The sequence below is a fragment of the Phenylobacterium sp. genome (assembly GCF_036563285.1).
GTDB lineage: Bacteria > Pseudomonadota > Alphaproteobacteria > Caulobacterales > Caulobacteraceae > Phenylobacterium.
Genome location: NZ_DATCMR010000011.1, coordinates 91727 through 111971 on the forward strand (window position 1 = coordinate 91727; position 20245 = coordinate 111971).

At 70.7% G+C, this 20245-nt stretch carries 17 protein-coding genes; 12 read left to right on the top strand and 5 right to left on the bottom strand.

Translation table 11 applies throughout. The features are described from left to right. Positions 1–17: 17 nt before the first annotated feature. From VIL76_RS11140 to VIL76_RS11175, 8 genes are read left to right on the top strand one after another with little or no spacing between them, the layout of a single operon-like run. On the top strand, positions 18–593 hold the full coding sequence (locus VIL76_RS11140; RefSeq protein WP_332045103.1) for a c-type cytochrome: 576 nt from the start codon (positions 18–20) through the stop codon (positions 591–593). Further along, positions 590–1600 (top strand): cytochrome c oxidase subunit II, encoded by a 1011-nt coding sequence (coxB, locus tag VIL76_RS11145; protein WP_332045104.1) that lies wholly within the window; start codon positions 590–592, stop codon positions 1598–1600. The genes VIL76_RS11140 and coxB overlap by 4 nt, the downstream gene beginning before the upstream one ends. Beyond that, positions 1597–3540: a cytochrome c oxidase subunit I gene (gene ctaD, locus VIL76_RS11150; RefSeq protein WP_332045105.1), complete on the top strand. Its 1944-nt coding sequence runs from the start codon at positions 1597–1599 to the stop codon at positions 3538–3540. Before coxB ends, ctaD begins: the two co-directional genes overlap by 4 nt. Next, entirely contained in the window at positions 3537–4247 is a 711-nt protein-coding gene (locus tag VIL76_RS11155) for a hypothetical protein (protein ID WP_332045106.1), read from the top strand. The genes ctaD and VIL76_RS11155 overlap by 4 nt, the downstream gene beginning before the upstream one ends. Further along, positions 4244–4591, top strand: a complete 348-nt coding sequence (locus VIL76_RS11160) for a hypothetical protein (RefSeq protein ID WP_332045107.1) — start codon at positions 4244–4246, stop codon at positions 4589–4591. The genes VIL76_RS11155 and VIL76_RS11160 overlap by 4 nt, the downstream gene beginning before the upstream one ends. After that, positions 4588–5454, top strand: coding sequence for a cytochrome c oxidase assembly protein (locus tag VIL76_RS11165; protein WP_332045108.1), 867 nt, complete (start codon positions 4588–4590; stop codon positions 5452–5454). The genes VIL76_RS11160 and VIL76_RS11165 overlap by 4 nt, the downstream gene beginning before the upstream one ends. Continuing rightward, on the top strand, positions 5447–5851 hold the full coding sequence (locus tag VIL76_RS11170; protein WP_332045109.1) for a c-type cytochrome: 405 nt from the start codon (positions 5447–5449) through the stop codon (positions 5849–5851). Before VIL76_RS11165 ends, VIL76_RS11170 begins: the two co-directional genes overlap by 8 nt. Before the next feature lie 37 nt (positions 5852–5888). Further along, a complete protein-coding gene (locus VIL76_RS11175) occupies positions 5889–6797 on the top strand; it encodes an NAD(P)/FAD-dependent oxidoreductase (RefSeq protein WP_332045110.1) in 909 nt (302 codons plus the stop codon). Here VIL76_RS11175 and VIL76_RS11180 read toward each other — a convergent pair. Further along, positions 6794–7219, bottom strand: a complete 426-nt coding sequence (locus tag VIL76_RS11180; RefSeq protein WP_332045111.1) for an Lrp/AsnC family transcriptional regulator — start codon at positions 7217–7219, stop codon at positions 6794–6796. The genes VIL76_RS11175 and VIL76_RS11180 overlap by 4 nt on opposite strands. 111 nt (positions 7220–7330) lie before the next feature. On the opposite strand from VIL76_RS11180, the gene VIL76_RS11185 reads away from it, so the two are divergent. Continuing rightward, positions 7331–8437, top strand: coding sequence for a saccharopine dehydrogenase family protein (locus VIL76_RS11185; protein WP_332045112.1), 1107 nt, complete (start codon positions 7331–7333; stop codon positions 8435–8437). 4 nt (positions 8438–8441) lie between these two features. Beyond that, complete coding sequence (locus VIL76_RS11190; protein ID WP_332045113.1) at positions 8442–9974, top strand: aldehyde dehydrogenase family protein; 1533 nt, start codon at positions 8442–8444, stop codon at positions 9972–9974. Here the strand turns inward: VIL76_RS11190 and VIL76_RS11195 are convergent. The 3 genes from VIL76_RS11195 to VIL76_RS11205 are packed head-to-tail and all read right to left on the bottom strand — an operon-like array spanning position 9971 to position 14171. Further along, positions 9971–11203, bottom strand: coding sequence for a hypothetical protein (locus VIL76_RS11195; RefSeq protein WP_332045114.1), 1233 nt, complete (start codon positions 11201–11203; stop codon positions 9971–9973). The two genes, VIL76_RS11190 and VIL76_RS11195, sit on opposite strands and share 4 nt — an antisense overlap. A gap of 17 nt (positions 11204–11220) precedes the next feature. Then, entirely contained in the window at positions 11221–13548 is a 2328-nt protein-coding gene (locus VIL76_RS11200) for a putative bifunctional diguanylate cyclase/phosphodiesterase (protein ID WP_332045115.1), read from the bottom strand. A gap of 2 nt (positions 13549–13550) precedes the next feature. Next, the gene (locus VIL76_RS11205) at positions 13551–14171 is read right to left on the bottom strand and encodes a methylamine utilization protein (protein ID WP_332045116.1); all 621 of its coding nucleotides are present in this window, start codon (positions 14169–14171) and stop codon (positions 13551–13553) included. Between the two features lie 140 nt (positions 14172–14311). Here VIL76_RS11205 and VIL76_RS11210 point away from each other — a divergent pair, with 140 nt between their 5' ends. Continuing rightward, entirely contained in the window at positions 14312–15262 is a 951-nt protein-coding gene (locus VIL76_RS11210; protein ID WP_332045117.1) for a MoxR family ATPase, read from the top strand. A gap of 5 nt (positions 15263–15267) precedes the next feature. Beyond that, positions 15268–16605, top strand: a complete 1338-nt coding sequence (locus tag VIL76_RS11215) for a vWA domain-containing protein (protein WP_332045118.1) — start codon at positions 15268–15270, stop codon at positions 16603–16605. Positions 16606–16846: 241 nt separating this feature from the next. Here the strand turns inward: VIL76_RS11215 and VIL76_RS11220 are convergent, their stop codons facing one another. Continuing rightward, a complete protein-coding gene (locus tag VIL76_RS11220) occupies positions 16847–20140 on the bottom strand; it encodes a carboxyl transferase domain-containing protein (RefSeq protein ID WP_332045119.1) in 3294 nt (1097 codons plus the stop codon). Positions 20141–20245 lie beyond the last annotated feature (105 nt).

Below are 20245 nucleotides of genomic sequence, written 5' to 3' on the forward strand. Positions count from 1 at the left end.
AGAAGCTGGGAGGATGCATGGGCCAGCCGCGGGCAATGGCGCTTGGGACGACGGCGCTGGTGCTGGCGCTGGCGCTCGGCGGCTGCAACCGCGAGCACCGCGCGCTGCAGCCCAAGCCTGCCGCCGAGACCGGGCCGAAGGGGCTCACCCTCACCCAGCTCCACGCCGGCCAGGCCGCGCCGATGCCTAGCGATCCGCGGGCGAAAGAGTACGCGGGCAACGCCCAGCACATCGCCAACGGCCAGACCTACTACATGTGGTTCAACTGCGTGGGCTGCCACTTCAACGGCGGCGGTGGGATAGGGCCCCCGCTGATGGATGCCGAGTGGCGCTACGGCGGGGAGATGGAGCAGATCTACGCCTCTATCGTGCAGGGCAGGCCGAACGGCATGCCGGCGTTCAAGGACAAGATCCCCGAGGCCCAGGTCTGGGAGATCGCCGCCTACGTGAAGTCGCTGTCGGGCGACGTGGACCGCCTAGCCGCGCCCAGCCGTCCCGAGGCCATGCGCGCCACCGGTCCGATCAACAACCAGAACCGGCAGGAGCCCCAGAAAGGCGATCCCGCGGCGGCGACCTCCGGGACCACCCGGTGATCCGGACCGTCGCGATCGTCCTGGCGGCCCTGGCGCTTTGCGCCTGCAGCGGCTTCCAGACGATGCTCGATCCGGCCGGGGACCAGGCGCGCGACATCGACGTGGTGTGGAAGACCATGCTCGTGGTCTGCGGCGTCATGTACGTCCTGGTGCTGGGCTTCCTTGCCTGGGCGCTGTGGCGCGCGCGCGGCGCCGGCAGGCTAGCGCCCGATCCGATCACCGGCGAGACGCCCGCAGACCCGCAGCTGCGCCGCAGCCTTACCGGCTGGACCGCCCTGATCGCCGCGGGCCTGGTGGTGCTGACCACCGTCAGCTTCCTGGTCGACCGCAGCCTGGCAGAGGCGGGGCCCGGGCCGCTGAAGATCAAGGTCACCGGGAACCAGTGGTGGTGGCTGATCGAGTACGAGGGCGACCTGCCCAGCGAGAACGTGCTGACCGCCAACGAACTGCATCTGCCGGCCGGCCGGCCCGCGGTAATCGAGCTGCGCGCCAACGACGTCATCCACTCCTTCTGGGTGCCTAACCTGTCGGGCAAGGAGGACCTGATCCCGGGGCGCATCAACTACATCGCGGTCACCCCGCGGCGGATCGGCGACTTCCGGGGCCAGTGCGCCGAGTTCTGCGGCCTGCAGCACGCCAAGATGGCTTTCGACGTCCGGGTGGACACCCAGAAGGACTTCGAGGCCTGGATGCGCCGCCAGACCACGTCGGCCGCCAACCCGACCGACGCCCGGGCGGTCACGGGCAAGCAGGTGTTCAATTCCAAGGCCTGCGTGATGTGCCACCGAATCCAGGGCACCGACGCGGGCGGCACGACCGGCCCCGACCTCACCCACCTGAAGAGCCGCAGGCACATCGCGGCCGGGACGCTGCCCAACGACCGCGGGAGCCTGCAGGCCTGGATCGCCGATCCGCAGGGGATCAAGCCCGGCACCAAGATGCCGCGCGTGCCGCTCAGCGCAGACGAGCTGAACGCGGTGGTCGCCTACCTGGAGACGCTGAAGTGACCCCGGTCGACGGCCACCTGGCGCTCACCGCCCCGCCGCCGGAGGAGCACGTGCGGCTGGAGAAGACCTGGTCCGATCCGAAGGGGGTCTGGGGCTTCCTCACCGCCGTCGACCCGCAGGCGATCGGCAAGCGCTACATCGTCACCGGCCTGGTGTTCCTGGTGCTGGGCGGCCTGCTGGCGGCGGCCATGCGCGCCCAGCTCTCGCGGCCGGAAAGCGGGCTGATCGACCCGGACCGCTACAACCAGATCTTCTCGATGCACGGCACGACGATGATGTTCCTCTTCGCCGTGCCGATCATGGAGGCCATGAGCCTCTACCTGACCCCGCTGATGGTGGGATCCAGGACCATGGCCTTCCCGCGCCTGAACGCGCTGTCCTACTGGGTCTACCTGGCCGGCGGCATCCTGATCTGGGTGGCCTTCGCCATGGACGTGGGGCCGGAGACTGGCTGGTTCTCCTACGTGCCGCTGTCGGGCCCGCAGTTCTCGCCCGGCAAGCGCACCGACATCTGGGCGCAGATGGTGACCTTCACCGAGGTCGCCGCTCTTGCGGCGGCGGTCTCGACCGCGACCACCATCCTGAAGATGCGCGCGCCCGGCATGACGCTCGGGCGCATGCCGCTGTTCAGCTGGTCCACGCTGGTGACCGCCTTCATGGTCATCTTCGCCATGCCGGCGGTGATGCTGTCGACGACCTTCCTGATTTCGGACCGGCTGATCGGCACCCACTTCTACAACTACGCCGAGGGCGGCCAGACCCTGCTGTGGCAGCACCTGTTCTGGTTCTTTGGCCACCCGGAGGTCTACATCATCTTCCTGCCGGCCCTCGGCTTCGTCTCGGAGATCACCTCGACCTTCTGCCGGCGGCCGGTGTTCGGCTACCCGGTCATGGTGCTGGCCCTGGTCGCCACCGGCTTCCTGGCGTTCGGCCTGTGGGTGCACCACATGTTCGCCACGGGCCTGCCGCACCTGGGCAACAGCTTCTACACCGCCGCCAGCATGACCATCGCCATCCCGTCGGGCGTGCAGATCTTCTGCTGGATCGCCACGATGTGGGACGGCAAGCCGCGCTTCCCGACGCCGATGCTGTTCGTCGTCGGCTTCATCGTCACCTTCGTGCTCGGCGGCCTGACGGGGGTGATGCTGGCCTCGGTGCCGCTCGACACCCAGGTGCACGACACCTACTTCGTCGTCGCCCACTTCCACTACGTGCTGATCGGCGGGGCGGTGTTCCCGCTGCTGGGGGCCATCCACTACTGGTACCCCAAGGCGGTCGGACGGATGCTCAACGAGACCGCGGGCAAGGTCAGCTTCTGGCTGATCTTCGCGGGCTTCCACGTGGCCTTCTTTCCCATGCACATCATGGGGCTGTGGGGCATGCCTCGGCGGATCTACACCTATCCGGAGGGCATGGGCTGGGACGGGCTGAACCTGGTCTCCAGCCTCGGCGCCTACGTGCTCGCCGCCGGTTTCGCGGTCTACTTCCTGAACCTGATCGTCTCCGCCCGCCGCGGACAGCCGGCGGGCGCAAACCCCTGGGGCGGCGGCGGCCTGGAGTGGGCCACCACCTCGCCGCCGCCGAGCTACAACTTCGGCTTCACCCCGGTGGTGGAAGGCCGCGAGCCGCTCTGGAAGGTGAAGGACAAGCTGCCCGTGATGACCGGGCTCTCCGCTGACCATCGCGAGGTGCTGCTGACCAGCGTGGTCGACGCGACGCCGGAGGCGCGGGAGGGGTCGCCCGAGCCCAGCATCTGGCCGCTCGTCACCGCGGTGGCGCTCACCTTCGTCTTCCTGGGGTCGATCTTCAACGAGTGGTTCCTGGTCTGGGGGATCCCGCCGCTCGTCCTGGCGATCCTCGGCTGGTTCTGGCCAAGGCCGTCGCATGCGCGGAAGACCGGCGCGAAGCGCGAGCAGGCCCCGCCTGGGGCGCTGGCATGAAGACGCCCAGCAAGACGCCGGCCTCTCGCAAGTCGCCGGCCAGGACCAAGGCGGCGACCGCCCCACGCAAGACCGCAGCCGCCAAGCCGCGCGCGCCGCGCACTCCCTACACCATCGTCGGCGACCTCTCCGACCTGCCGACCGGCGCCTTCCGCCTCTACGGCCTGTGGGGCTGGGCGGGCCTCGGGTTCATGCTGATCGAGGGCACGGGCTTCGCCCTCATGATCGCCACCTACATCTACCTGATGAACGGTGTGGATCAGTGGCCGCTGACCGACTCCGCGCCGAACCTGGTCTGGGGCACGGCGAGCCTTGTCCTGATGCTCGCCAGCCTGATCCCCAACGCCTTCGTCTCCCGTGCCGCCCGCATGCGCGACCTCTCCGCCACGCGCCGCTGGGTCATCGTGATGACCGTGCTCGGCGCCCTCCTGCTCGTGCTCCGCGGCGTGGAGTTCACCTCCCTCAACACCCGCTGGGACCAGGACGCCTACGGCTCCGTCGTCTGGGCTGTGATGCTGATGCACACAGTCCACCTGATCACCGACTTCATCGACACCTTCTTCCTGGCCGTGTTCCTGCACACCCACGAGGTGGATAACGAGCGGTTCGGCGACACCGACGACAACGCCGGCTACTGGCTGTTCATCGTCGCCTGGTGGGTGGTCTGCTACGCCTTCGTCTACTGGGGGCCGAGGTGGGCGCCATGAAGCGCCGCGACCTCCGTTCGGGCTATGCCGCGTGGGCCGGGACCTTCTTGGGCGCCGTCGCCTGGTTCGGCCACAACCAGGTGTCCCACGCGGTCTACTGGAACTGCGACGCGGCCGGGCCGCTGCTCACCGCCGGCACGGCCCTGCTCGCCATCGCCGTGGCGGCGCTTGGCGGCTGGATCTCCTGGAACGCCCGGCCCGCGCCTGCGCCGCCGGAGAGCACGGACCGCCGCGAGGGCCACACCTTCTCGGGCTTGGTCAGCACCGGCGCGGCGGCCCTCTTCATCTTCGCCATCCTGCTGCAGGGCCTGAGCGGCTTCATCGTGCCGGGGTGCTCGCCGTGATCCGGCTCGCGCTCGTGCTGGCGCTCCTCCCCGGCGCCGCCTTCGCCCACACCACCGGCGCCGCCGGCTGGGCGGGACCCGAGCCCTGGATCGCCATCCCGTTCGGGCTCGGCGCCCTGATCTACGCCGCCGGCTTCATCCGCCTGCGCCGGCGCACCGACCACGGCCGCGCCGAGCTCGATCGCCGGGGCCGGATCTTCGCCCTTGGGCTCGCCAGCCTCGCCGTGGCCTCGCTCTCGCCGCTGCACGCGGCCAGCGGGCGGTCCTTCACAGCCCACATGATCGAGCACGAGCTGCTGATGCTGGCCGCCGCCCCGCTGTTCGTGTGGTCCCGCCCGCTCGGCGTGATGCTCTGGGCCTTCGCACCCGCGGCCCGCCATGGCCTGGCCGCCATCCCCCGCAGCCGCGCCGGCGCCGGCCTCTGGAAGCTGTTCACCGACCCGCTGCTCGCCACCGTGCTGCAGGCCGCCGCCATCTGGATCTGGCACCTGCCCTCGCTGTTCGACCGGGCGCTGAAGCACGAGGGCTGGCACGCCGCCCAGCACATCTCGTTCTTCGTCACCGCCCTCTTCTTCTGGTCGGCCATGCTGGGGCCGCGGCGCAGCCCGTGGGTGTCGGCCTTCTGCCTGTTCTTCACCTCCATGGTGACCGGCGCGCTCGGCGCCTTCATGGCTCTGTCGGAGAGCCCCTGGTACGGACCCTACGCCGCGCTTGGCCTTGCGGCCTTCGGCCTTTCGCCGGCCGAGGACCAGCAGCTGGCCGGCCTCCTGATGTGGGTGCCGGGCGGTCTGCTCCACGCCGTCGTGGCCATCGCCATCCTCGCCCCACACCTGCGCGAGAGCTCGGAGGCGCGGCATGGCTAGGCGCTTCCTTCCCGTGCTGGTCGCCATGGCGCTGATCGCGGTCGGCGTCGGCCTGTTGCTTGGTGAGCAGCACGAGCGCCGCTCGCGCCTGGAAGACCGCGTCGTCGCCATGACGGGCGGCGATCCGCAGGCCGGCCGCGCGGCGATCCAGAAGCGCCCGTGCGGCAGCTGCCACACCATCCCGGGCATCTCCGGCGCCAAGGCCTCCGTCGGCCCGCCGCTCACCCAGTTCGGCGGGCGCGGCTACATCGCAGGCCGGCTGGAGAACACACCGGACAACCTGGTCCGCTGGCTGAAGGACCCGCACCAGGTCGACCCGCAGAGCGCCATGCCGCGCATGGGCATCGGCGAGAAGGAGGCGCGTGACATGGCCGCCTATCTCTACACCCTCACATGAGGGAGCACCGGCGGCCCTTGCGCGTTCACGGCCCGCCATGGGTGTGAAGACTTACGATTGCGTCGTCGTCGGCGCAGGTCCGGCGGGCCTGACCGCCGCCATCTACCTCGCGCGCTACCGCCGCGACTTCATCGTGGTGGAATCCGGCGCCAGCCGCGCCGAGTGGATCCCCACCAGCCACAACCACCCCGGCTTCCCGGCCGGCATCCGCGGCAAGACCCTGCTCTCGCGCATGCGCCGCCAGGCCCAGCGCTACGGGGCCACGATCGAGCGCGGGCGGGTCGAGGACGTGGCGCGCACCGACTGCGGCTTCACCCTGGGGACCACCGTCGGCGCCCTGAACGCCCGCGCGGTGATCCTGGCCACCGGCGTGCTCGACAACGAGCTCCCCATATCGGGGCTGGAAGAGGGCGTCGCCAAGGGCCTCATCCGCATCTGCCCGATCTGCGACGGCTACGAGGTGAGCGGCCAGCGGGTGGGGGTGATCAGCCACGACGCCCACGGCGCGGCGGAGGCGCGGTTCCTCACCACCTGGTCGAAAGAGGTGACCCTGGTGCACGTCGGCCAGCCGGACGCCCTCCCGGGCGAAGAGCGCGCAAAGCTGAAGAAGGCCGGGATCAAGGTCGTGGAGGCGCCGATCGACAGCGTCACCGTCGAGAAGCGCCGCATCACCGCGCTGTGCTTCGGCGACCAGGTCCGCCAGTTCGACGTGATCTACTCGGCCCTGGGCGTCAGCCCGCGCGTGCAGCTCGCCATCAAGGCCGGCGCGAAGCGGGACGACGCCACCGGCCGGCTGGTGGTGGGCGACCACCAGGAGACCTCGGTGCCCGGCCTCTACGCCGCCGGTGACGTGGTCCGCGGCCTCAACCAGATCTCGGTGGCCCAGGGCGAGGGGGCCATCGCCGCCACCGACGTGCACAACGGCCTGCGGGAGGGCCGGCTCTAGCGGTCGAACTTGGTCGACAGCACGATCGAGGAGTTGGTGCGCTCCACGCCCTTCACCGCTCCGATGTCGTCGATCAGCGCGTCCATGTCGGAGACGCTGGGCGCCTCGACATTGGCGATCATGTCGAACGGGCCGCTGACGGACTGCAGGCAGCGCACGCCGGCCATCCGCTTCAGGGCTGCGGTCACCGCCGCCGCCTGCTTCGGCTCCACGGTGAGCATGACGTAGGCGTGCACCAGCGCCGCCTCGTGCTTCTCCGAGAGCTTGACGGCGTAGCCGGCGATAATCCCCGACCGCTCCAGCCTGGCCAGCCGGCTCTGCACCGTGGTGCGCGACAGCCCGAGCGCCCGGGCAAGCTCGGCCACCGGGGCGCGGGCGTTCTCCCGGAGCTTCCCTAGGAGATGCTGGTCGAGATCGTCCATCTGCTTACTCTCTACGTCGGAGCGCCCAAGATACCTGCACACATCGCCGAAGCGCCACTTGAAACGCGCAAGGCCACGGCCGAGTCTGTTTCTCAATTGATGGAGGTCCGGATGCAGAAGGTCGCGGTCGTCGGCGCAGGCAAGATCGGCTCCACCGTCGTGGACCTGCTGGAGGGGTCCGGCGACTACGAGGTCGTGGTCATCGACGGCTCGCGCGAGGCGCTGGCTGGCCTCAACTCCCACGCCAAGGCCGATCGCGTGGCGCTCGCCATCGAGACGCCCGGAGCGCTCGCGGACACGCTGCAAGGTTGCTTCGCCGTCGTGAACTGCGCGCCCTACCACCTCACGACCACCGTCGCCGAAGCCGCCAAGGGCGCCGGCGCCCACTACCTCGACCTCACCGAGGACGTCGCCTCCAGCCGAGTGGTGCGCGAGCTCGCCAAGGATGCGACGACCGCGTTCATCCCGCAGTGCGGCCTCGCGCCGGGCTTCATCACCATCGCCGCCTGGGCGCTGGCCAAGCACTTCGACGAGTTGCACGACGTTTGCCTGCGGGTCGGGGCCCTGCCGCGCTATCCGTCGAATGCTCTGAACTACAACCTCACCTGGTCGACCGACGGGGTGATCAACGAGTACTGCGAGCCCTGCGAGGCGATCGTGAACGGCCGGCTGCGCGAGGTCCCGGCATTGGAGGAATGCCAGGAGTTCTCCCTCGACGGGGTGACCTACGAGGCCTTCAACACCTCTGGCGGCCTGGGCACGCTGTGCCAGACGCTGGAAGGGAAGGTCCGCAACCTCAACTACCGGACCATCCGGTATCCGGGCCACGCGGCGATCATGAAGGCGCTGCTCAACGACCTGAACCTCCGGAACCGCCGGCATATCCTGAAGGACATTCTGGAGAACGCGGTCCCGGCCACCCTGCAGGACGTGGTCATCGTGTTCGTCACCGTCTCGGGCATGAAGGACGGGCGGCTGATGCAGGAGACCTACGTCAACAAGGTCTTCGCTCAGAGCGTCGGCGGCCAGATGAAGAGCGCCATCCAGGTCACCACCGCCGGCGCCATCTGCGCGGTCCTCGACCTGCTGGCCGATGGCAAGCTGCCGTCGAAGGGCTTCATCCGACAGGAGGACATCGAGCTCGACGTCTTCCTCGCCAATCGCTTTGGCCGGTTCTATGCCCCCGAAGACGCCACCCTCCGCGCCGCCGCCGAGTAACCCCATGACCGTTCAGACGAAGGTCGGCTCTGCCGCCGCCGAAGCCGCCCAGCTCCTGCAAGCCGTGGGCGTCGACCCAGCCCTCTACACCGGCGGCGAGCGGACAGTGCGCTCGCCCGTGACCGGCGAGGCGATCGGGCAGGTGCATGACACCGCGCCTGCGGCCGTCGACGCCGCCATCGAGGCCGCGCACCAGGCCTACAAAGCGTGGCGCAGCGTGCCCGCCCCCCGCCGTGGCGAGCTGGTGCGCCTGTTCGGCGAGGAGCTGCGGGCGGCCAAGGCCGACCTCGCGGGCCTCGTCACGCTGGAAGCCGGCAAGATCGTCTCCGAGGCGGCCGGCGAAGTGCAGGAGATGATAGACATCTGCGACTACGCCGTCGGCCTGTCGCGCCAGCTGTTCGGCCTGACGCTGGCCACCGAGCGGCCCGAGCACCGGATGATGGAGACCTGGCACCCGCTGGGCGTTGTGGGCGTGATCAGCGCCTTCAACTTCCCCGTGGCGGTCTGGTCCTGGAACGCCTGCCTGGCCCTGGTCTGCGGCGATCCGGTGGTCTGGAAGCCGTCGGAGAAGACGCCGCTCACCGCGCTGGCCGTCCAGGCGCTGTTCGGGCGGGCGGTCGCGAAGTTCGGCGACGCGCCCCACAACCTGTCGGCCGTGATCATCGGCGGACGCGAGGTCGGCGAGCGGCTCGTGGACCATCCGAAGGTCCCGCTGGTCTCCGCCACCGGATCGACCGCCATGGGCCGGGCGGTGGCCCCCCGACTGGCGGCGCGCTTCGCCCGCGCCCTGCTGGAGCTCGGCGGCAACAACGCCGCCATCGTGGCCCCCACCGCCGACCTCGACCTCGCGTTGCGCGGCATCGCCTTCGCCGCCATGGGCACGGCGGGCCAGCGCTGCACGACGCTGCGCCGTCTGTTCCTGCACGAGAGCCTCTACGATGGCTTCCTGCCCCGCCTGCGCGCCGCCTACGGCTCGGTGCCGGTTGGAGATCCCCGCCAGGCCGGCACGCTGATCGGGCCGCTCATCGACGAGGCCAGCTTCGAGGCCATGCAGCGCGCCCTCGCCGACGCGCGAGCCGCCGGAGGCCACGTGACGGGCGGCGAGCGCATACATGTGCCGGGCCAGCCCGACGCCTTCTACGTCCGCCCGGCGCTCGTCGAGATGGACGGCCAGGCCGATGTCGTGAAGCGCGAGACGTTCGCGCCCATCCTCTACGTCATGCGCTACGCCGATCTCTGCGAGGCCATCGAACGGCAGAACGACGTGCCGCAGGGCCTGTCGTCGTCGATCTTCTCCAATGACGTGCGCGAGACCGAACTGTTCATCTCGGCGGCCGGCTCCGACTGCGGCATCGCCAACGTCAACATCGGCCCGTCGGGCGCCGAGATCGGCGGCGCGTTTGGCGGCGAGAAGGAGACCGGCGGCGGCCGCGAGGCCGGCTCCGACAGCTGGAAGGCTTACATGCGCCGGGCCACCAACACCGTGAACTACGGCCGCACCCTGCCGCTGGCGCAAGGCGTGGAGTTCGACGTCTAGAAGCTGAGGCGCAGCGCCGTCTGCAGCACCGTCTGGTCCTGCTTCGGCGCCTCGCCGGCCAGGACGCGCGAGGGGCGCTTGCTCGTGATGTGCAGGGCCTCGACGATCAGGTTGGCGCGATCGGACAGGTGGTGGCGCCAGGCGCCGGTCAGGGCCCAGCCTTCCTCGTCGTTGTTGTCGGCGACGCTGAAGGTGCGGTCCCGGGTGTCGAACCAGTCGATGCGCGCGGACAGCGTGTGCTCGCCCACGTCCCGCTGCGCCATCAGGTAGGCCGAAGCGAACCCCATATCGACCCAGATGCCACCGGGCATGCGGAAGCCCATCAGGGTCTCGCCGTTCAGCGCCTGGGCGAGGATACGCGTGCCCTCCACCGGCTCCCAGCGGGCGCCGACGTTCAGGAACCGCGTCTCCCAGGCCCACTGCTTGGCCTCTACGGCCACGCGATCGCCGACGTTGTCGTAGTAGAGCGCGTCGATCACCACCGGGGCGGGCGGGCGCCACTCCAGTCGGCCGTAATATCCGGCCTTCAAGTCGAGCTCGTAGAAGGGGTCGGTGACCGGCGCCTGCTTGGTCCGCATGAAGGCCGACAGCGGCGGCAGCGGGAACGCCGTGTTGGGGCCCGCCTTCACGCCGTGCAGCGCCCAGCCGCGGAAGCTGAGCAGGGTCCCCGAGGTGTCGTTCCAGCCGAACACCGCCGCGGTGGCGGACAGCTCGTGGCCGGCGAACTCGCGCCGGAAGGTGGCCTCGAGGCCCGCGACCTTCACCTCCTCCCCGACCCAGCTGTTGATGGCCGAGGCGGTGAGCGTGTGCGGCGTGGTCCAGGCGACGCCGTCGTGCTCCAGGGAGATCGGCGGCCAGAACACCCCGGCGCGGGCCGAGACCCGGCCGGCGGCGGTCGGGAGCTGCAGCTTCAGATAGGCCTCGGAGAGGTCGAGGGCCGGGTCGACGTCCGGCTGCAGGTGCGCGGTGACCACGCCGCTGAGCGCGAAGTTGAAGCGCGGCTTCCATTCGACGGCCACCTCGGAGAGCTTCGCCTCGAATTCGTCGCCGGAGGCGGAGGTTTTGCCGAACCCGCGGTCCAGCCAGCTCCGCTCGCCGCTGGCCGCCGTCAGCCGGATGTCCGCCAGCCCCTGGAAGCTGTCGGCGGAGAACGGCCCGTCCTGGGCGCGCGCGGACGCGGCGGCCGCGAGGCCGCCCGCGATCACGAGGCCCGCGAGCCGCTTGCGCACCACGACCTCTCCTTGTGTCAGCCGTAGCTCTTCAGGTGGCCGCGATCGTGGGAGAGAAAGGTCAAGAGTTCCTTGAGCGGCAGGGGCTTGGCGATCAGGTAGCCCTGCGCCCGGTCGCAGCCCATGGCCGACAGGAGGGCGAAGCAGGCCTCCGTCTCCACCCCTTCGGCGGTGACCTTCAGGCCCAGGCTGTGGGCCAGGTCCACCGTGGAGCGGACGATCAGGGCGTCGCGCTGGCTCTCGGTGACGCCGTGGACGATCGACTTGTCGATCTTCAGCTCATGGCCGCGGATCCGCTTCAGGTAGGCCAGCGACGACAGGCCGGTGCCGAAGTCGTCGATGGAGACGGCGATGCCGGCGGCCGCGAAGCGGTCGAGCGCGGCGAGCGCCACGTCCGGGTTCTCGATGACGGCCGTCTCGGTGATCTCGAAGCACAGCCGGCCGTTGGCGGTGCGGGCGAGCTTCAGGGCGACGTCGGCGAAGTCCGGCTCGCCCAGGGTGCGGCCCGAGATGTTGACGGCCACCTCCAGCTCGTGGCCGGCGGCGGCCAGCGCCTTCTGGTCGGCGATGGCCCGGCGCAGCACCCATTCGGTGAGCTCGCGCACGTGCCCGGTCTCCTCCGCCATCGGGACGAAGAGGTCGGGGCCCAGCATGCCGCGCACAGGGTGACGCCAGCGGGCCAGCGCCTCGAGGCCGGTGACCTCCCGGCGGCGCAGGTCGAACTTGGGCTGGTAGTGCAGGTGCATCTGGCCGCCGGCCAGCGCGCCCAGCATGCTCGACATCAGGGAGAGGTTGGCGGCCGGGTCGCCGTAGGCCTCGGCATCGAAGAACGACACCTTGCGCCGTGAAGCGCGGGCCTGGTCCAGGGCGATGTTGGCGAACTCGATGGCCCCGGCCGTGCCGACGGCGCGGTCCAGCGGGGCAAGGCCGAGGTTCAACGAGACGTCGATGGCGTCGCCGCGGCCGACGTTCAGCGGGTGCTCCAGCTCCGCCATCAGCCGCAGCGCGTCGTCCTCGGCCGCCTCCGGCCCCTGGGCGATGATGGTGAAGCCGAGCACGTCCGTGGCGATGCGCGCCACCCCGGACGACGGTGCCAGGCCGGCCAGGCGGTTGCCGATCATCCGCACGGCCTGGGCGGCCAGCGCATAGCCGATGGCGCCGCGCACCTGCTCGAACCTCTGGATGCCGAGCGCGGCCACATAGACCTGGCCCTGCGGCCGGTCGGAGAGGCTCGAGACCACCCGCTCCAGCGTCAGCCGGTTAGGCAGGCCGGTCTCCTCGTCGTGCAGCGCCAGATGGGTGATGCGCCGCTCGCGGTCGCGGATCGCGGTGGCCATGGTGTTGAAGCTCTGCGCCAGGTGGCCGAGCTCGTCGTGGGTGGTGATCGCCACCTGGGCGTCCTCGCCCCGCTGCAGACGGTAGGCGGCCTGGCCGAGGTCGGAGATCGGGCGGGTGACGCCGCGGGCGAGCGCCCAGCTGCCCCACCCCACCACCAGCAGGCTCAGCAGCCCGGCGCCGGCCACGATCAGCAGCAGCGGCCGGAAGGGCGCCATGGCGCGGCCCATCGGATAGCGCAGCACCAGCACCGCGCCGCCGTCCGCGTCCAGCGTCGGCAGCCGCTTCACCAGGGCGAGCGAGCGGCCCTCGCGCAGGTCGAGCGCCTGCGGGGTGGAGCGCCCCTCCGCCAGGATGCGCTCGATGAACCGGCGCACCACGGCCTGGTCGCTGGCGCTCTTCAGGCCGTCGGCCTCCCAGCCGTGGCGGGCTTCGCGGTGCAGCACCACCGCCTGCAGCGGGATCGCCGCCAGCCGCTCCAGCGCCGCCATCTCCGAACTGTCCAGCTCGGTGGCGAACACCACCCAGCCGATCAGGTCGGGTGACAGCACCGGGGCGCTGACCACCTGGTAGGGCCGGTCGTCCAGCATCAGGACGCCCGCCGGGTCCTCGCCGCTGGCGAAGGCTGTCTGCAGCTCGCCGGCCTCCTCCGCGGAGAGCTTGGCGCCGATCACCTTGCCGTCGGCGCCGACGATGAAGGCGCGGTCGATCTCCAGCCGGCGCGACAGGTTCTGCATGGCCGAGACGATGGTCGCCTCGTCATGGGTGGCCACCGCCTCGCGGAACCCGAAGTCGCGCGACAGCAGGACGGCGCCTTCGAGCAGGCGCTCCGTGCGCAGCCGCCAGACCTGGTCGAACACCGCGCCCGTGGCGGCGAGCTCATTGTGGACCTGTTTCTGGGCCGCCTGGCCGACGGCCGTGAACACCGCCACCGAGACCAGCAGCAGCACCGCCCCGAAGAGCGCGCCGTAGAGCACCGTCAGCTTGGTGCTGAGCCGCTGGAACAGCATGGCTAGTAGCCGCCGTGGCGCAGCCGCGGGCTGCGCAGCTCGCCGGCGAAGGCGATGCGGACCGCTCCGGAGGCGGGGATCGTCACGTCGCGGGCGATCTCGCCGCCCGCGGTTTTCAGGAGCGGATGCCAGACCACCACGCGCGCCGGGCCGGGCGGCAGGTCGCGCAGCAGCGCCCCGTCGGCCGTGGTCTTCACCGCGAACGGCGTGTCCACCACGCGCACGAAGGCGCTCATGTTGTCGTGGATGTTGCAGCCGATGCCGACCACGCCGGCCTTGTCGAACCGCACGAAGCGGGTCTGGTCGCGGCCGTACAGCTTCAGCTCGAAGCGCTTGGCCGGCGAGAACGAATAGACGTGGTGGCGCACCGTATCCAGGTTTGGGAAGGCCACCTCGGCCCCGACGGGCACGATCAGCACGTAGGGCTCGAACGCCATGTCCTTCTGCGCCATCCGGTAGGGGCCGGCGACCCGCGCCCGGGCGGCGCCGGAGGCCGGCCGCACCATCACCACCGCATCGGTGATCGGCTGGCCGCGCGGGGTGGCGAAAGACACGGCAAGGTCGCCCGCGCGCGCCGGCGCGGCGAAGCAAAGCACCGCCAGGAGGAGCGCTGTGGTTCGCATGGTGGCGCAAGCTAAACCGTGGGGTGTGAAGCCCCCGTAAACTCTCAGGAATCCTGGAGCTGCCGTTCGGGTTTGCCGCGGGGCCGCCCGCTTGGCACAATCGGGCCTTTCAAATCCCGATATTTCGAAAGCTCGAGACTTTGACGATTTCCACCGTCCGGCCGGCCGCCGCGGCCGATCCGCTGGCCTCCGTCGACGCCCTGGTCGAGGGCCTGGCCTCGGTCGGCTACATCGCCTCGCGGCGCATCGCGACCGCGCTCTACATGGCCGCCAACCTGCAGAAGCCGATCCTGGTGGAGGGCTCGGCCGGGGTCGGCAAGACCGAGCTGGCGCTGTCCACCGCCGCCCTGCTCAAGCACCCGCTGATCCGCATGCAGTGCTACGAGGGCCTCGACGAGTCCAAGGCGCTCTACGAGTGGAAGTACGGCAAGCAGTTGCTCTACACCCAGCTCCTGAAGGACCGCATGGGCGAGGCGCTGTCGGACGCGCCGAGCATGGATGCCGCCATGGGCCGCCTGCACGGCATGGGCGACCTGTTCTTCTCCGAGCCGTTCCTCGAGCCGCGCCCGCTTATGAAGGCGCTGAAGCAGGACGACGGCTGCGTCCTGCTGATCGACGAGGTCGACAAGTCGGACGAGGCCTTCGAGGCCTTCCTGCTGGAAGTGCTTTCCGCCTACCAGGTCTCGATCCCGGAGATCGGGGTGATCAAGGCGAAGACTCCGCCGCTGGTGTTCCTGACCTCCAACAACGTCCGCGACCTGGGCGACGCCCTGAAGCGCCGCTGCCTGCACCTGCACATCCCGCTGCCGGAGCCGGCGCTGGAGGAGCGGATCGTGCTCACCCGCGTGCCCGGTATCGAGGCCGACCTGACCCGCCACCTGGTGGCCTTCGTCCAGACGCTGCGGACGCTGGAACTGCGCAAGCCGCCGTCGATCTCGGAGACGGTGGACTGGGCCCGCGCGCTGATCCTGCTGCACGCCGACAGCCTCGATCCGGCGATCGTGCGCGACACCCTCAACGTCATCCTCAAGTTCGAGCAGGACATCGACCAGGTCGAGCCGCAGATCCTCGAGCTGCTGGCCAAGCGGTAGGGGCCGTGCAGCACACGCTGGAGGATTTCCTGCGCGCGCTGAGGGCCGCCGACGTGCGGGTCTCCCCGGCCGAGGCGATCGATGCGGCCCGCACCGTGGCCGTCGTCGGGTATGCCGACCGCCAGCTGTTCAAGGACGCGCTGTGCGCCAGCCTGGCGAAGACCCGCGAGGAGGTCGACCGCTTCGACCGCACCTTCGAGACCTTCTTCACCCGCAACAGCTTCACCCTGCCCCCGCCGCCGCAGGAACAGCAGGGCGAGGCGGAGGCCTCGGACTCCCCGCTCGCTCAGGCGCTGCTGCGCGGCGACGCCGCCGAGGTGGCCCAGCAGATGGAGGAGGCCGCGCGCCGCGCGGGCGTCTCGGAGATCCGCCTCTCCACCCAGCGCAGCCGCCTGACCCGCCGGCTGCTGGACGAGATGGGCTTGGCCGAGATCGAGAAGATCATCGCGGGCGCCCGCAAGCTGCCGGAGGGCCAGGGCCTCGCCGACCGGCTGGCGGCCGCCCGCCAGGCGCTGATGGCCGAGGCGCAGCGCTACGTGGAGCGCCAGCACGAGCTCTATGCCTCGGGCTCCGGCCGGGCGCTGCGCGAGGAGATGCTGGCCAAGAAGGCGCTCAACGCCGAGGGCGGCATCGACCCCGTGGACCTCGCCATCATGCAGCAGCTGGTGCGGCGGATGGCCAAGCGGCTGGCCGACCGCTACTCGCGGCGGCGGCACAAGGCGCGGCGGGGGCACCTCGACGTGCGCCGGACGCTGCGGAAGTCGATGGGCTACGGCGGGGTGCCGTTCGACATCGTCTGGAAGACCCACAAGGTCGACAAGCCGTCAATCGTGGCGATCTGCGACGTGTCGAAGTCGGTTGCCGCCGCCGCCCAGTTCCTGCTGACCTTCCTCTACAGCCTGAACGAGGTGGTCGACCGGCTGGACGCCTTCGCGTTCTCCGGCCGGCTGATCCCGGTGGGCGACATCCTCGACGAGAACCAGGTCGAGCAGGCGATCCTGAAGGTGCTGCAGACCATCGGCTTCCAGCAGACCGACTACGGCAAGTCGCTGGAGGACTTCTGCGACCAGCACCTGGACCGGCTGGACCGCCACACCACGGTGATCTTCCTGGGCGACGGCCGCTCCAACTTCGCCGATCCGCGGGTCGACCTGATGGACCTGATCCACCAGCGCAGCCGGGCGGTCATCTGGCTCAACCCGGAGCCGGAGAGCTACTGGGGCCAGGGCGACAGCGTCATGTACCGCTACGCCCGCTACTGCCACGTGGCCAAGCAGTGCAACTCGCTGGGCCAACTCGAGCGGATCATCGAGGACGTGCTGCGGACCTACATCCCGCACTAATGTTACACGCCGCGGCAGGCCTATTTGCACGACCCAGCGCCACAACTCTCGAGGAGCGCTAAGTGGCTGACTGACAATGAGGAAGATCCTCTCTCATTGTATAGGGCAGGGGACGGTTCGCCAAAAAATCTGCGATCAGTTTTTGGCGGCGCGCTTGCCGCAGATGGCGGCGGCGACCTGTGTTAGGCGGGCGCGGCTGATCCCGCAGGGGGCTCTTAACCGCGCGCGGCGCTTCCCCAGATCACCACACGTCGACGAAGGGGCGCTTCTTGCCGTTGGGCCTGGCCGGCACGGGGCAGGCCTTCAGGCCTCGGAGGAGCCAGGCGCGGGTCTCGGCTGGGTCGATGACGGCGTCGATCTCCACCACGGAGGCCACGGAGAGGGCCTTGCCGTTCTCGTACATGCGGCCGACCAGCTTCTCGAACAGCGCCTGGCGGGCCGCGGGGTCGCTCTCGGCCTCGAGCTCCTTGCGGTAGCCGAGGCGCACGGCGCCCTCCAGGCCCATGGGTCCGAACTCGGCGGTGGGCCAGGCGATCGTCATGGCGGGCGCGGAGAAGTCGCCGCCCGCCATGGCCTGGGCCCCCAGGCCGTAGCCCTTGCGCAGCACGACGGTGAACAGCGGCACGGTCAGGCTGGTGGCGGTGACGAACAGGCGCGAGCCGCGGCGCACGGCGGCCGTCGTCTCGCTGGCCGGGCCCACCATGAACCCCGGCGTGTCGCACAGCGACAGCACCGGCACGTCGAAGGCGTCGCACAGCTGCAGGAAGCGCCCGCCCTTCTCCGCGCCTTCGGAATCGATGGCGCCGCCCAGGTGGCGCGGGTCGTTGGCCATGACGCCGAGCGGCCGGCCCTCAACGCGCAGGAAGCCGGTGATCATCCCGCGCCCGTAGCCGCCGCGCAGCTCCATCCAGCTCCCGTCGTCCGCCAGGGTGCGGATCACCTCGCGCACGTCGTAGGCCCGCACCCGGTTCTCCGGGATCAGGTGGCGCAGGCGGCGCTGGTCGGCGCAGCTCCAGTCGGGCACGGCGCCCTGGAAGACGCCGAGCAGCTGCTTGGCGGCCGCCGTCGCCGCGGCCTCGTCCTCCACCAGGAGGTCCAAGGCGCCGTTGGCGTACTGCACGTCGGACGGCCCGATCTCGTCCGGCGTGAAGACGCCCAGGCCGCCGCCCTCGATCATCGCCGGGCCGCCCAGGCCGATGTTGGAGTAGCGGGTGGCGATGGTGATGTCGGCGCAGCCGAAGAACACCGCGTTGCCGGCGAAACAGCGGCCGGAGTTGATGGCGATCCTGGGCGCCACGCCCGACAGCCGCGCGAACGTGGTGAAGCTGGTGGTGTCCAGGGCCGAGGCCGAGAGCTGCCCGCCGTCCACGTCGCCTGGCCGTCCGCCGCCGCCCTCGGTGAACCAGACGATCGGCGCCTTCCAGTGCTCGGCGAATTCCAGGATCCGGTCGGTCTTCTTGTGGTTGAAGTGGCCCTGGGTGCCGGCCAGCACGGTGAAGTCGTAGGCCAGGCCCACGCAGCGGGCGCGGTCCTCGTCGAACAGCGAGCCGTTCACGGCCCCGACGCCGACGACGATCCCGTCGGCGGGCGTGTTGACCCGCAGGTCCTCCAGCGAGCGGCGCCGGCGCTGGGCGGCGACGGCCATGGCGCCGAACTCGCTGAAGCTGCCGGGGTCGAAAAGGTCGGCAAGGTTCTCGCGGGCCGTCCGCTGGCCGGTGCGGCGGCGCTTGGCCACGGCCTCGGGGCGGGCTTCGTCCAGGGTGAGCCGGTGACGCTCGATCACGTCGGCGAGGTCGGGGCGGATGGCGTCGAGGTCTATCTGCTGCTCCGCCTCCGCGAGGGCCTCGCCTTCCCCGGCCGCCTCGATGAAGGCCACGGGATCGCCTTCGAACACGGTGTCGCCGGGCTGGACCACGAGCTGGCGCACCACGCCGCCGGCTTCGGCGGCGACTACGTGCTCCATCTTCATGGCTTCGAGGATCATCAGGGCCTGGCCCTTGCGCACCGTGTCGCCGACCTGCGCCTGCAGGCCGATGACGGTGCCCTGCAGCGGCGCCCGCAGCGGGATGGTCCCCTCCGGTCCCTCGGCGTGGGGCGCGCCGGTCCGCGTCACCCGCGAGCCCTGGGCGGCCGCGTCGAAGTAGAGCCTCGGGTGGGCTTCCGGCGGATGGGCGAGCTGGCCCATGTGCTCCTCGATGAAGCGGGTGTGGACGTCGCCGGCCGCCACCGCGGGCAGGGCCAGCAGGTTCTGCAGGAAGGCGATGTTGGTGTCGGAGCCCTCGATGCGGAACTCCGACAGCGCACGGTAGGCCTTGGCCACGGCGCGGGAGAGGCCGCCGGCGCCGGCGTGCACGATCAGCTTGGCGAGCAGGCTGTCGAACCGGGCGGACGTCGTGTAGCCGGCGTAGCCGAACCCATCGACGCGGACGCCCGGGCCCGAGGGCGGCTCGAACACGTCCAGCGTCCCGCCGGCCGGCCGCGCGGACCCGTCGAGCGCCATGGTCTCCAGGTTCACCCGGGCCTGCACCGCGTGGCCGCGGGGCGCCGGGACCTGCCGCTGCCCGAGGCCCAGCTCGCCCAGGCCGCGGCCGGCAGCGACCTGCAGCTGGATGCGGACAAGGTCGAGGCCGGTGACCTCCTCGGTGACGGTGTGCTCCACCTGCAGGCGGGCATTGCCCTCGATGAAGACGAAGCCCCCGTCGGCCGCCTCGGCGTCCACCAGGAACTCCATGGTGCCGAGGCCGCGGTAGCCGGCGGCCTCACCCAGCGCCACGGCGGCGGAGAACAGCTGCTCGCGCAGCCAGCCCGGCAGCATGTCGGCGGGCGCGATCTCCACCACCTTCTGCCGCTGGCGCTGCAGGCTGCACTCGCGGTCCCAGAGGTGCGAGACGCTCGCGCCGTCCCCCACGACCTGGACCTCGATGTGCCGGGCGCGGGGCAGGAACCGCTCGACGTACAGGGCGTCATTGCCGAACGCCGCCTTGGCCTCGGAGGCGCAGCGTTTCCAGGCCGCCTCGAGCTCGTCCGGCGAGGTCACGGGCCGCATGCCGCGTCCTCCGCCCCCCGCCACGGCCTTGACCATCAGCGCGCCGTGCTCGGCGAGGAACGCCCGCGCCGCCTCCAGCGAGATGGTGCCCTCCGTGCCGGGCAGCACCGGCACGCCGTACTGCTGCGCCAGGGACCGTGCGCGGGCCTTGTCGCCGAAGAGCTCCAGGGTCTCGGGCGAAGGCCCGACGAAGGTGAGGCCGGCGTCGGCGCAGGCGCGGGCGAAGCCGGCGTTCTCGGAGAGGAAGCCGTAGCCGGGGTGCACGGCGTCGCAGCCGGTGTCCCTCGCCGCCTGCACGACGCCGGCGATGTCGAGGTAGGCCGCGGGGCCCGCGGCCTTCAGCGCGGCGGCCTCATCCGTCTTCCGGGTGTGCAGGGAGGCCGCGTCGTCTTCGGAGAAGACCGCGACGGTGGCGATCCCCATCTCCGCAGCCGTGCGGGCGATGCGGACGGCGATCTCGCCGCGGTTGGCGATCAGCAGCTTCTTCACCGGCGTCCCTCAAACACTTGTTGGGACGCATCATGCAGGCGCGGGCGGAGGCGCCAAGCCTTTCCCTCCCCTCCTGGGGAGGGGCAGGCCGCGCAGCGGCCAGGG

Coding starts and splice junctions, on each gene's coding strand:
- VIL76_RS11170 (WP_332045109.1), top strand. CDS start 5,447: ATGGCTAGGCGCTTCCTTCCCGTGCTGGTCGCCATGGCGCTGATCGCG.
- VIL76_RS11175 (WP_332045110.1), top strand. CDS start 5,889: ATGGGTGTGAAGACTTACGATTGCGTCGTCGTCGGCGCAGGTCCGGCG.
- VIL76_RS11140 (WP_332045103.1), top strand. CDS start 18: ATGGGCCAGCCGCGGGCAATGGCGCTTGGGACGACGGCGCTGGTGCTG.
- VIL76_RS11190 (WP_332045113.1), top strand. CDS start 8,442: ATGACCGTTCAGACGAAGGTCGGCTCTGCCGCCGCCGAAGCCGCCCAG.
- VIL76_RS11160 (WP_332045107.1), top strand. CDS start 4,244: ATGAAGCGCCGCGACCTCCGTTCGGGCTATGCCGCGTGGGCCGGGACC.
- VIL76_RS11185 (WP_332045112.1), top strand. CDS start 7,331: ATGCAGAAGGTCGCGGTCGTCGGCGCAGGCAAGATCGGCTCCACCGTC.
- VIL76_RS11205 (WP_332045116.1), bottom strand. CDS start 14,171: ATGCGAACCACAGCGCTCCTCCTGGCGGTGCTTTGCTTCGCCGCGCCG.
- VIL76_RS11180 (WP_332045111.1), bottom strand. CDS start 7,219: ATGGACGATCTCGACCAGCATCTCCTAGGGAAGCTCCGGGAGAACGCC.
- VIL76_RS11200 (WP_332045115.1), bottom strand. CDS start 13,548: ATGCTGTTCCAGCGGCTCAGCACCAAGCTGACGGTGCTCTACGGCGCG.
- VIL76_RS11155 (WP_332045106.1), top strand. CDS start 3,537: ATGAAGACGCCCAGCAAGACGCCGGCCTCTCGCAAGTCGCCGGCCAGG.